Consider the following 11,068-nt stretch of genomic DNA (forward strand, 5'->3'; position numbering starts at 1 on the left):
CTAACGCCGCTCGGCGAAGAAGCTGCGAAGCAGCGCGGCCGATTCCGCCTCGCGCAGGCCGCCATAGGCCTCCGGAGCGTGGTGGCAGGTCGGCTGGGCGAAGAAGCGCGGGCCGTGCTCGACGGCGCCGCCCTTGGGGTCGGGCGCGCCGAAATAGAGCCGCCGGATCCGGGCGAAGGAGATCGCGCCCGCGCACATCGCGCAGGGCTCGAGCGTGACGTAGAGGTCGCAGCCGGGCAGGCGGTCGCTGCCCAGCGCGAGCGCGGCCGCCCGGATCGCCACGATCTCGGCGTGGGCGGTCGGATCGCTGTCCCGCCGCGGCCGGTTGCGGCCGGTGGCCAGCACCGTCCCATCCCGGACGAGCACGGCGCCGACCGGCACCTCTCCGTCCTCTGCCGCGTCGCGGGCGGCGTCGAGCGCCAGCCCCATCGGGTCAACCATTCCTCGCCCTCGCACGGGCGCTCTGCTATCAGCACCGTATGACCGACAACAGAGACGACATGCGCGGGCCCGGCTCGCGGGGGCCCGGACGTGCGCGCGGGGAGACCGGACGCGATCGGCCCACCGACACCCGACCGCCGAGAAGCGGTCCTCCGGGCGGCAAGGGCCGGAGCTTCGCGAAGCCCGAGCGGAGCCGCGACGACCGTCCGGCCCGGGAACCGGTTCGCGCCGAGCGGGACGAGGCCCCTGAGCCCGCCCAGGTCCTGCCGGCCGAGGAGCGGATCGCCAAGGTAATCGCGCGGGCTGGGATCGCCTCGCGCCGCGATGCGGAAGCCATGATCGATGCCGGCCGCGTGACGCTGAACGGCAAGGCCGTGACGTCGCCCGCCCTGAATGTCGGCTCCGAGGACCAGATCACCGTCGACGGCGAGGCGCTGCCGCTCCGGGAGCGGACCCGACTCTGGCTGTTCCACAAGCCGCGCGGCCTCGTCACCACCTTCCGCGACCCGCAAGGGCGCCCGACCGTCTTCGAGGCGCTTCCGGAGGAGATGCCCAGGGTCGTCGCCATCGGCCGGCTCGACATGAATACCGAGGGGCTATTGCTGCTGACGAATGACGGGGGGCTCGCCAAGGTCATCGCCCATCCCGAAACGGGCTGGACGCGCCGCTACCGCGTCCGCGCGCGCGGCGAGGTCACGCAAGAGCAACTCGACAAGCTCCGCAACGGCATCACCGTCGACGAGATGGATTACGGCCCGGTCGAGGCGACGCTCGACCGACAGCAGGGCGACAATACCTGGCTCACGCTCTCATTGCGTGAAGGCAAGAACCGCGAGGTGAAACGAATCCTCGAACATCTCGGGCTTCAGGTGAACCGGCTCATCCGCCTCTCCTTCGGTCCCTTCCAGCTCGGAGACCTCGAATCGGGCCTCGTCGAGGAGGTCAAGACCAAGATCCTGCGCGATCAGCTCGGCAAGACGCTTGCGACCGAAGCCGGCGTCGATTTCGAGAGCCCGGTCCGCGAGCCGATCGCGCCCTTCGGCCGCTCGGAGGGCGCGACCCTTCCTGGCCGGCCCGCCCGGATGCCGGAGCCGCGCCGCGCCAGCGAGTCCGACCGACCGGGCAGCCGGCCCGCACGATACAGCGACCGTGCCGGCGGGGAGCGTTCCCGACCCGGCGGAGACCGTCCTGGCCGCCCGGGCGGCGACCGCCCGGGTCGTCCTCCGTCCGGTGACCGGCCGATGCGGGCGGGTGCGGCCCGTCCCGCTCGCGCCGGCGAGGAGCGGCCGGCACGCCCGGACCGCTTCGCCCCGAAAGAGACAGCCTGGCGCGCGAGCGATCAAGATGGCCCGAGCCGTCCCAAGCGCTACACCCCGCGCGAGGATCCTCGCGCCGACCGCGCGGCGTCAGCGGAACGGCCCCGGACCCGCGTCGCGGCGATCCAGTCGGGCGAGGGCCGGCGCGTCCTGGTCGAGCGCGTGGCGCCGGCTCCCGGACATGATGCCGGTCCGAACCGGCGCGACGGCGCCGGGCGACGCCCGCGGGACGAGGGCGGGCCGCCTCCGCGTGGCAGGAATGACGGCGAGGCGCGGGAGCGGCGGCCGTCGCGCTCCTTCGACGGTCCCCGTCCGGATTCCGGCGCCGGCAAGCGTTTCGGCGGCGGTCCTCGCACGGAAGGTCGCGGTGGGGCCGGCAAGAGCGTCGGCGGAAAGCCGGGCTTCGGCCCCCGGGCGGGCGCAGGCCCGAAGCCCGCCTTCGGTGCCCGCGCGGCTGCGGGCGGAGATCGGGCCCGCGGCGACGGTCCGCCGCGTGGCCGGCCGCCTGGTGGGGGTCGTCCGGGTGGAAAGCCGCCCTTCAAGGCCGGACCGCCCCGCGGCGGACGGCCGGGCGCCGGACCGCGCGGGCGCGAGAGCTAGGACCCAAAGCCCGTGCGGATCGTCGGCGGAGCCCGGCGAGGCTTGGTGCTGGCGTCGCCCGAGAGCGGCGACGTCTCGATCCGGCCGACCTCCGATCGTCTGCGCGAGGCCATCTTCAACGTCCTGGCGCATGGCTACGGCGACCCTGTCGAGGGCGCCCGCGTGCTCGATCTCTTCGCCGGGACGGGCGCGCTCGGCCTCGAGGCGATGTCCCGCGGCGCGGCCTTCGCCACCTTCGTCGACAACGGGCCGGACGCCCAAGCCCTGATCCGCCGCAACCTCGCGAAATATGGCGGGGGCGGGATGACGCTCCTCCAGCGCGACGTTGCCAGGATGGGCCCGGCCAAGCCGCTGCCGCCCTTCTCGCTCGTCTTCTGCGATCCGCCCTATGGTCGCGGGCTCGGCGCTCCGGCCCTTGCCGTGTGCCGGGCTGGAGGCTGGTTCGCGCCCGATGCCCTCATTGTCGTCGAGGAAGCGGCGGAGGCGGCCTTCGCCTTTCTGCCAGGCATCGCGGAGCAGGAGCGGCGCCTCTATGGCGCGACCGAGATCGTGTTCGGCCGCAACGAGGTCTGACGCCGGAAAGGCGCGGCCGCTTACCCCCGGTTAACCATCCGGGTTGTACCTCCGTTAACCATCCGGACCGCCTGCACGGCCCGGGAGAGGTGCGCCCTGACCCGCTTCGTCCCATCCCGCCCCTTGCTGTTCGGCGCCTCGGCGCTGGCGCTGGCGTTCGGGCTCGCCGGGGTCGCCTCCGGACAGGAATCGGAGGGGCCGTCGCGCCGGCCCTTCGGCGAAACCGGTTCAGGCGCAGGGTCGGCCGTTGCCGAGCCCGGACTTCGGCTTCCGCCCGGCCTCACCGGAAACGGGACGGCTGCCGGGTCCGCACCCGCAACGACGGCCACACCGACAACCGGATCGGCGAAGCGGCCCGGCCCGCGCGACAATCGCGGCCGCAGGTCGCGCCTTCCGGCGGTGGCGCCCGTCCAGGGCGCGTTCCGGTCGACATTGATCGCTCCGGAGGTGGCCGCGAACGTGCAGCCCGTCCAGACCGGGTTGCCGGACCCGGCGCTTCCCGAGGTGCCGGCCCGCAGGCGGCCGCCTGCCGACGATCCGTATGCACCGCTCGGGATCCGGGTCGGCAACATCAACCTCTTCCCGGTCATCGGGCAGGCGATCGGCTACGATTCGAACCCGAACCGGACCGACATCAATCGGCGCGGCTCCTTCGTGTCCCAGACCGAGGGCGAGCTTCGCGTCCAGAGCGACTGGTCCAACAACGAGCTCTCGGGCTTTCTCCGCGGCGCCTACAACGAATATCCGTCGAACCCTGAGGCGAGCCGGCCCGAAGGCGCCGGGCGCCTCGCCTACCGGGTGGATGCGTCGCGGGATACGCAGTTCGACGTCGAGGGCCATTACCAGATCGACACGCAGCGTCCCGGCAGTCCCGACCTGAACGCGGTCGTGCGGGAACGGCCGATCGTCTACACGGAAGGTGCCTCGGCCGGGGTGACGCACCGCTTCAACCGGGTCATCGCGAGCCTGCGGGGCACGATCGACCGGGCGGATTACGACGACGCGAAGCTGACCAACGGGACCACCATCGACCAGAGCGATCGCAACCTGACCTCCTTCGGGGTTCGCGGGCGGCTCGGCTACGAAGTGACCCCCGGCCTCATGCCGTTCGCGGAGGCATTCGCCGACACGCGCCGATACGACCGCAAGATCGACAGTTCCGGCTTCGCCCGGAGCTCGGACGGGATCGGGGGGGCGATCGGGACGACCTTCGAGCTGACGCGCCTTCTGACCGGCGAGGTCTCCGCGGGGGCGACGCAGCGCAGCTATCAGGACGCTCGCCTGCGCGAGCTGACGAGCCCGGTCGCAAACGCGTCGCTCGCCTATGCCTTCTCGCCGATCACGACGGTGCGGGCCGGCGTGCAACTCGGCGTCGACGAGACCACGGTTCCGAACGCAACCGGCATCCGGACCGCACGCGGAACGCTCGAGGTTTCGCACGACTTCCGTCGCAACCTGACCGTGACCGCGGGCCTGACCGGGTCCGATTACGAATATCAGGGCGTCAGCATCAACGAGCGGAGCTTCGGCGCCCTGCTCCGGGCCGATTACCGCCTGAACCGGCAGGTCGCGCTTCGGGCGAGCTACAATTACGAGACCCTGAGCAGCACGGTGGCCGGATCCAGCTACTCGACGAACGTGTTCCTGCTCGGAATCCGGCTCCAGCCCTGACGGCCGATCCCAACCGGGGTCATGAGGCGGCAGGATCGGGTTCGGACCACAGATTGAGCGTGAACAGCTCTGCCGGACGCTCGACGCCGCGGAGCGCATAACGCCCTACGGAGACGAGGCGCTCGCGGTCCTCGTCCGACGCCGCCGCCCAGAACGCGTCCGAGACCAGGACGTCGCGGTCGGCCGACCGGCACATCGCTGCGATCCGGCTGGCCTCGTTCACGGCAGGCCCGACGACCGTGAAGTCGAGACGATCCCGCGATCCGATATTGCCGTAGAAGACCTCGCCGACATGGAGGCCGATATAGGCCTGGGTAACCGGCAGGCCCTTCGCCGAGCGCCGCTCGTTGACCTCCGCGATGCGTTCCCGCGCGAGCGCCTCCGCCCGAAGCGCGCACCGGCACGCCTCCGCCTGCGACGCCTCGTTGAAGATCGCGAGCACGCCGTCGCCGATCAGCTTCAGCACGTCGCCTCCGGCTTCGTGCACGGCCGAGATCACGGCTTCCGCGTAATCGTTCAGGAATGGGATGATCTGCCCGGGATCGGCCTCGCCCGTGATCCGGGTGTAGCCCCGCAGATCGCTGAACCAGAGCGCGGCCTCGATCCTGTCCGCGACGCCGCGCTCGATACGCCCGGACAGGACGCGCCGCCCGGCGTCCCGTCCGAGATAGGTTTCCACGAGCGTCTCGGCGATCCGCGCGAGCGAAGCGCTCTTGATGGAAAGGCCGAGTGAGGGGACGAGCCGTTTCAGCGCCTGGATCCTGTCCTCACCGAAGCCGTCCGGCGCCGCCGTGGTCCAGGAACTGTAGATGCAGTCCATCTCACCGATTTCTGTCCCGGGCGTGAACCGGTCGATCAGCGCCACCCAGTCGGTCTGGCCCTGGTCCATGAGTTCGCGGAACAGCGGGAACTCGTCTGCGCAGGACTCGTCGAGACGGCGCCGCATCGAGGAATGCCCGGTTTCGAGCATTTGGTAGAAGGGCGAGCGCCGCCAATTCTCGGAGACCTCGCCGCCCTGGTTGGTGCGGCCGTATTCCAACACCTCGCTCTCGCCGCCGTTGCGGCTGTTCCACCGGAACACGCGGCCTTCGTGCACAGGGTGAAGAGTGTCGACGACGACGAGCGCACGGTCGATCGGCAAGCCGGCCTCGATCCCACGCCGGCAGAACTCCTCCAGGAGTTCGGTCTCGGACGTGCCGGACAGCCCGGCCTTCGTGACCCAGCAGCTGAGATCATCCGTGATCGCCGGGTCCATCTCGATCTCTCCCGTGATGGACCTCAAGACCGGCTCAGCGACCGAGGAGGATCTCGAGCTCGGCCCGGAACGCGGCCGAAAGATCGTCGCGCTGCAGGGCATAGGCGACATTCGCCATGAGAAAGCCGATCTTGGTGCCGGTATCGTAGGTCCGGCCGTCGTAGCGCATGCCGAAGAAGCTCTGCTCGCCGGCAAGCCGCTTCATCGCGTCCGTGAGCTGGATCTCGCCGCCGGCGCCCGTCTCGTGCGCGGACAGGACGCCGAAGATCTCCGGCTGCAGGATGTAGCGGCCCGAGATGATCAGGTTCGAGGGCGAGGTTCCCTGGGGCGGCTTCTCGACCATGGCGGTGATCTCGAAAGTCTGGCCGAAATCCTCCCCGATCGCCACGATCCCGTATTGATGCGTCTGTTCCGGCGGCACCTCTTCGACCGCGATGATGTTGCCGCCATGCCGTTCGTACGCAGCGAGCATCTGGGTCATGGAGCCGCGGCTCAGCATGTCGGGCAGGATCACGGCGAAGGGCTCGTCGCCCACGATCTCGCGCGCGCACCAGACGGCGTGGCCGAGCCCGAGCGGGGATTGCTGGCGCGTGAAGCTCGTCTGGCCGGCAGCAGGCAGATCGGCCTTCAGGGCCTCGTATTCCTTGAGCTTGCCGCGCTCATGCAGCGTGCGGTCGAGCTCGAAGGCGATGTCGAAATGGTCCTCGATCACGCCCTTGTTCCGGCCCGTCACGAAGATGAAATGCTCGATGCCGGCCTCTTTCGCCTCGTCCACGACGTGCTGGATCACGGGCCGGTCGACGACCGTCAGCATCTCCTTGGGGATCGATTTCGTGGCCGGCAGGAACCTCGTCCCGAGGCCCGCGACAGGCAAAACGGCCTTGCGGATGCGCTTCATGGGCGTTCCGGCTCCCTCGCGTGTTGTTGATCTGAATCGCACGCCGGGGGGCGCGGATCGCTACCTTGGTCGGACGCCCGCAAAAGTCAAAGCTTCACGGCTCGTGAAGCGTTTTCCGTCATGATGCTGAACGAAGCGGGGAATGGTCGATGACGGTGATGGTCACGGGAGGCGCCGGCTATATCGGCAGCCACATGGTGCTGGCGCTTCTCGATCGCGGCGAGCGCGTCGTGGTCCTGGACGACCTCTCGACCGGTTTCGCCTCGGCCGTGCCGGACGGCGTGGACCTCGTGGTCGGCGACATGGGCGATCCGGACCTGGTCGGGCGCGCGATGGCGGACCAAAAGGTCGAGGCGCTCGCCCATTTCGCGGCCCGGATCGTGGTGCCGGAATCGGTCGCGGACCCGCTTGGCTATTACCTGAACAACACCGCGAAATCCCGGACCCTGATCGAGACCGCCATCCGCTCGGGCGTCAGGCAGATGATCTTCTCCTCGACCGCCGCCGTCTACGGCGAGACCTCGAGCGAGCCGGTCGGCGAGGATGTCGCGCCGGCGCCGGTCTCGCCCTATGGCCGCTCCAAGTTGATGACCGAATGGATGCTGGCCGACGCGGCCGTCGCGCATGACCTGCGCTACGTCGCGCTCCGCTATTTCAACGTGGCGGGCGCCGATCCGGCCGGCCGGTCGGGCCAGTCGACACCGGCGGCGACCCACCTGATCAAGGTCGCGGCCCAGGCGGCGCTCGGGCAGCGGCCGCGGCTCGAGGTCTTCGGGACCGACTACCCGACGCATGACGGGTCCTGCCTCCGCGACTACATCCACGTCTCCGACCTTGCCGATGCCCATCTCGTCGCGCTCGACCATCTCCGCGGCGGCGGCGCGAGCCTGACGCTGAATTGCGGCTACGGCCGCGGCTATTCCGTGCTCGAGGTGATCGAGGTCGTGAAGCGCGTCTCGGGGGTGGATTTCCCCGTGACCCTGTCGCCGCGCCGGCCGGGCGATCCGCCCGCGATCGTGGCCCGGGCGGAGCGCATCCGCTCGGAACTCGGCTGGTGTCCGAGCCGCGACGATCTCGAGGGGATCGTCCGGGGTGCGCTCGCCTGGGAGCGGCACCTGGCCGGCGGCGAGGAATCCCGCCGCAATGAAGCCATGGCCGCCTCCTAGGCGAATTTCTCTGAGGCCATTCATGACGAAACATTCTCGCCTGGCTCTTCGCCGGTCTTTTAGGCTCCTCGTCGCGATCGCGGCGGCCTGGTTCGCGGCGCCGGTCTTCGAGGCCGGACCGGAGGCGAAACCGTCCCCGAAAGCCGAAGGCGGGGCTTCGAAGAGCCACGGCGACTTCGCCCGCTTCTTGGCCGATCTCTGGCCGGTCGCCCGGGATGCCGGCATCGCTCGCGCCACGTTCGACGCGGCCCTGCAGGGCCTGACGCCCGACCCGAAGGTCGTGGCGCTGACTAGGAAGCAATCCGAGTTTTCCCGTCCGATCTGGGAATACGTGAACGGAGCGGCTTCCGGGCAGCGGGTCGCCAAGGGCCGTGCTGCCTCGGCGGAGTGGGATTCGACCTTCGACCGGATCGAGCGAACCTACGGGGTTCCTCGTGAGGTCGTGCTCGCGGTGTGGGGCATGGAGAGCGGCTTCGGCTCGAATACCGGTGGGCTTTCCGTCATCCGCTCGCTCGCGACGCTGGCCTATGTGCGCTATCGCGGGGACTTCTTTCGCGACGAGCTGATCCAGGCGCTTCGCATCATCCAGGACGGCCACGCGACCCGCGACAGCCTGAAGGGGTCCTGGGCCGGCGCCATGGGCCAGACCCAGTTCATGCCGTCGAGCTACGCGGCCTACGCGATCGACCAGGATGGGGATGGCCATCCGAACATCTGGACCTCCGTCCCGGACGCCCTCGCGTCGACCGCGAACTACCTGCGCCAGAAAGGCTGGAAGCCCGGCCTGCCCTGGGTCGTCGAGGTCGCCGTACCGGGCCAGATCGACCTTCGCGTGAACCGGCGCGGTTTCGCGGATTGGGCGTCGATGGGTGTCAGGCGCACCGACGGTGAGGGCTTGCCCGGCAGCGGAGAGGCCTCCCTGTTCATGCCGACGGGCATCCGCGGCCCGGCCTTCCTGGTCGGCGACAATTTCGAGGTGATCCGGGCCTATAACTCCTCCGACGCCTATGCGCTCGGGGTCGGGTATCTGGCGAACCGCATCGGCGGCGGCGGCGCGCTCGCCCGGGCATGGCCCATCTCGGAAAAGGCGCTCAGCCATCCCGAGAAGGAGGAAGTGCAGAAGCGCCTCGCGAAGCTCGGCCTCTACAAGGGGGAGGCGGACGGCCGCCATGGCGGGCGCACCCGGGAGGCGATCCGCGAATTCCAGCGTCGGTCGGGTCTGGTCGCCGACGGCTACGCGGATGTCGCCGTCCTGAGGGCGCTCAGGGACAAGTAGCTCGTCAGCGCTTCGCCATCACGAGTTGCGTCTGGGTCACGAGTGCGGCGAGCCTGCCATCCGCCCGGATGATCCGCGATTCCCAGACCATGGTGGTGCGGCCGCGATGAAGCGGCGTGCATTCCCCGCGTGCGATCTCGCCGATCGCGATGCTGGCGAAGAAGTTCGTCTTGCTCTCGATCGTGGTCGTCGAGGCGCCTTCCGGCAGATTGATCGTCGCCGCCGTGCCGCCGAGATTGTCGGCGAAGGCCATGATGGCGCCCCCATGCAGGACGCCGTTCCGGTTGCCGAGTTCCTCCGCGACCCGGAACTCCGCCACGACCTTGTCCAGCGCTACGCTGACCAGTCGGAAGCCGATCAGCTCCGAAAAGGCCGGCTGGTTTTCGGCGACGGCGCGCAGGCGGGGTTTGATTTCCGGCCCGAAGACGGTGTCCGTCATCGGGGCAGGACGGAGGCGCCCATCAGGGCCTCGTCGATCGCCCGGGCGGCCTGCCGCCCCTCGCGGATCGCCCAGACGACGAGCGACTGGCCGCGCCGCATGTCGCCGGCCGCGAAAACCTTGTCCTGCGAGGTCCGGTAGCTGTCGGTGTCGGCTGCGACATTGCCGCGCTTGTCGAGCGAGATGCCGAGTTCCGTGAGCAACCCCTCCTGGACCGGCGCGACGAAGCCCATGGCGAGGAGCACGAGATCGGCCGGCATCTCGAATTCGGTGCCCGGAACCGGCTTGAAGCTGCCATCCACCTGGACGCCGTGCAGGCGCACGACCTTGCCGCCCGCGCCTTCGAAGCGCGTGGTCAGGACCGAGAATTCCCGCTCGGCGCCTTCCTCGTGGCTGGACGAGGTGCGGAGCTTCAGGGGCCAGTTCGGCCAGGTCGCGAGCTTGTCCTCGCGGGTCGGCGGCAGCGGCATGATCTCGAACTGCTTCACCGAGAGTGCGCCCTGTCGAACCGAAGTTCCGATGCAATCGGACCCGGTATCGCCGCCGCCGATGACGACGACATGCTTGCCGGCAGCCAGGATGGGCTTCGGGATGCCGGTATTCTCGCCGCTGACGCGGCGGTTCTGCTGCGGCAGGAAATCCATCGCAAAATGGACGCCGTCGAGATCGCGGCCCTCGATCGGCAGGTCGCGCGGCTTCTCCGCCCCGCCCGTCAGCAGCACGGCGTCGTACTCCTCGACGAGCTCGGCCGCCGGCATCGTCTCGCCGACATGGGCGCCGTAATGGAAGGTGACGCCCTCTGCCTCCATCTGCCGGACCCGCCGGTCGACGTGGTGCTTCTCCATCTTGAAATCGGGGATGCCATAGCGAAGAAGGCCGCCGGCCCGGGCCTGCTTCTCGAACACATGCACCTCGTGCCCGGTACGGGCGAGCTGCTGGGCGGCCGCCAAACCGGCCGGCCCCGACCCGACCACGGCGACGCGCTTGCCGGTCCGTTGCGACGGCGGCTCGGGAATGATCCAGCCTTCCTGCCAGCCGCGATCCGCAATCGCATTCTCGATCGTCTTGATGGTGACGGGCGTGTCTTCCAGGTTCAGCGTGCAGGAGGCCTCGCAGGGCGCGGGGCAGATGCGGCCCGTGAATTCCGGGAAGTTGTTGGTCGACTGGAGATTGCGGAGCGCCTCGCGCCAATCGGCATTGTAGACGAGGTCGTTCCAGTCCGGGATCTGGTTGTTGACCGGGCAGCTCGAATGGCAGAACGGGATCCCGCAATCCATGCAGCGGGCCGCCTGGTCGCGCGTCCCCTCCTCGCCCAGCGGGATGACGAATTCGCGATAATTCCGGATGCGATCCGACGCCGGAAGATACTTCCGGTCACGCCGATCGATCTCCAGGAACCCGGTGACCTTACCCATCGATCCGTGTCCTACCCG

At 69.5% G+C, this 11,068-nt stretch carries 10 protein-coding genes; 5 read left to right on the forward strand and 5 right to left on the reverse strand.

Annotation, left to right across the window (positions count from 1 at the left end):
• Positions 1 to 441 (reverse strand): nucleoside deaminase, encoded by a 441-nt coding sequence (locus ACFE87_RS14320; RefSeq protein WP_375460319.1) that lies wholly within the window; start codon positions 439 to 441, stop codon positions 1 to 3.
• 38 nt (positions 442 to 479) lie between these two features.
• Here ACFE87_RS14320 and ACFE87_RS14325 point away from each other — a divergent pair, with 38 nt between their 5' ends.
• The 3 genes from ACFE87_RS14325 to ACFE87_RS14335 all read left to right on the forward strand — a co-directional run bounded on the left by ACFE87_RS14325 (position 480) and on the right by ACFE87_RS14335 (position 4,601).
• A complete protein-coding gene (locus ACFE87_RS14325) occupies positions 480 to 2,357 on the forward strand; it encodes a pseudouridine synthase (RefSeq protein ID WP_375460320.1) in 1,878 nt (625 codons plus the stop codon).
• Positions 2,358 to 2,369: 12 nt separating this feature from the next.
• Positions 2,370 to 2,930 (forward strand): 16S rRNA (guanine(966)-N(2))-methyltransferase RsmD, encoded by a 561-nt coding sequence (rsmD, locus tag ACFE87_RS14330; RefSeq protein ID WP_375460321.1) that lies wholly within the window; start codon positions 2,370 to 2,372, stop codon positions 2,928 to 2,930.
• Positions 2,931 to 3,053: 123 nt separating this feature from the next.
• Positions 3,054 to 4,601, forward strand: coding sequence for an outer membrane beta-barrel protein (locus tag ACFE87_RS14335; RefSeq protein WP_375460322.1), 1,548 nt, complete (start codon positions 3,054 to 3,056; stop codon positions 4,599 to 4,601).
• Between the two features lie 19 nt (positions 4,602 to 4,620).
• Here ACFE87_RS14335 and ACFE87_RS14340 read toward each other — a convergent pair whose 3' ends face one another.
• Together ACFE87_RS14340 and ACFE87_RS14345 are read right to left on the reverse strand one after the other, a co-directional pair.
• Entirely contained in the window at positions 4,621 to 5,856 is a 1,236-nt protein-coding gene (locus tag ACFE87_RS14340) for an adenylate/guanylate cyclase domain-containing protein (protein WP_375460347.1), read from the reverse strand.
• A 34-nt stretch (positions 5,857 to 5,890) separates the two neighbouring features.
• Positions 5,891 to 6,754 (reverse strand): UTP--glucose-1-phosphate uridylyltransferase, encoded by an 864-nt coding sequence (locus tag ACFE87_RS14345; RefSeq protein ID WP_375460323.1) that lies wholly within the window; start codon positions 6,752 to 6,754, stop codon positions 5,891 to 5,893.
• A gap of 149 nt (positions 6,755 to 6,903) precedes the next feature.
• On the opposite strand from ACFE87_RS14345, the gene galE reads away from it, so the two are divergent.
• Positions 6,904 to 7,920, forward strand: coding sequence for a UDP-glucose 4-epimerase GalE (gene galE / locus ACFE87_RS14350; RefSeq protein WP_375460324.1), 1,017 nt, complete (start codon positions 6,904 to 6,906; stop codon positions 7,918 to 7,920).
• A gap of 22 nt (positions 7,921 to 7,942) precedes the next feature.
• Positions 7,943 to 9,196: a lytic murein transglycosylase gene (locus ACFE87_RS14355; protein WP_375460325.1), complete on the forward strand. Its 1,254-nt coding sequence runs from the start codon at positions 7,943 to 7,945 to the stop codon at positions 9,194 to 9,196.
• Positions 9,197 to 9,200: 4 nt separating this feature from the next.
• Here the strand turns inward: ACFE87_RS14355 and ACFE87_RS14360 are convergent, their stop codons facing one another.
• Together ACFE87_RS14360 and ACFE87_RS14365 are read right to left on the reverse strand one after the other, a co-directional pair.
• Entirely contained in the window at positions 9,201 to 9,635 is a 435-nt protein-coding gene (locus ACFE87_RS14360; protein WP_375460326.1) for a PaaI family thioesterase, read from the reverse strand.
• Positions 9,632 to 11,050, reverse strand: a complete 1,419-nt coding sequence (locus ACFE87_RS14365; protein ID WP_375460327.1) for a glutamate synthase subunit beta — start codon at positions 11,048 to 11,050, stop codon at positions 9,632 to 9,634. The genes ACFE87_RS14360 and ACFE87_RS14365 overlap by 4 nt, the downstream gene beginning before the upstream one ends.
• Positions 11,051 to 11,068 lie beyond the last annotated feature (18 nt).

It is taken from the genome of uncultured Enterovirga sp. (assembly GCF_964242715.1).
In the GTDB taxonomy this organism is placed as follows: Bacteria; Pseudomonadota; Alphaproteobacteria; order Rhizobiales; family Beijerinckiaceae; genus Enterovirga.

Bases quoted from the DNA above. Each gene is read 5' to 3' on its own strand.
- ACFE87_RS14360 (WP_375460326.1), bottom strand. From the start codon at position 9,635: ATGACGGACACCGTCTTCGGGCCGGAAATCAAACCCCGCCTGCGCGCC.
- ACFE87_RS14355 (WP_375460325.1), top strand. From the start codon at position 7,943: ATGACGAAACATTCTCGCCTGGCTCTTCGCCGGTCTTTTAGGCTCCTC.
- ACFE87_RS14320 (WP_375460319.1), bottom strand. From the start codon at position 441: ATGGTTGACCCGATGGGGCTGGCGCTCGACGCCGCCCGCGACGCGGCA.
- ACFE87_RS14325 (WP_375460320.1), top strand. From the start codon at position 480: ATGACCGACAACAGAGACGACATGCGCGGGCCCGGCTCGCGGGGGCCC.
- ACFE87_RS14365 (WP_375460327.1), bottom strand. From the start codon at position 11,050: ATGGGTAAGGTCACCGGGTTCCTGGAGATCGATCGGCGTGACCGGAAG.
- galE (WP_375460324.1), top strand. From the start codon at position 6,904: ATGACGGTGATGGTCACGGGAGGCGCCGGCTATATCGGCAGCCACATG.
- ACFE87_RS14340 (WP_375460347.1), bottom strand. From the start codon at position 5,856: ATGGACCCGGCGATCACGGATGATCTCAGCTGCTGGGTCACGAAGGCC.
- ACFE87_RS14345 (WP_375460323.1), bottom strand. From the start codon at position 6,754: ATGAAGCGCATCCGCAAGGCCGTTTTGCCTGTCGCGGGCCTCGGGACG.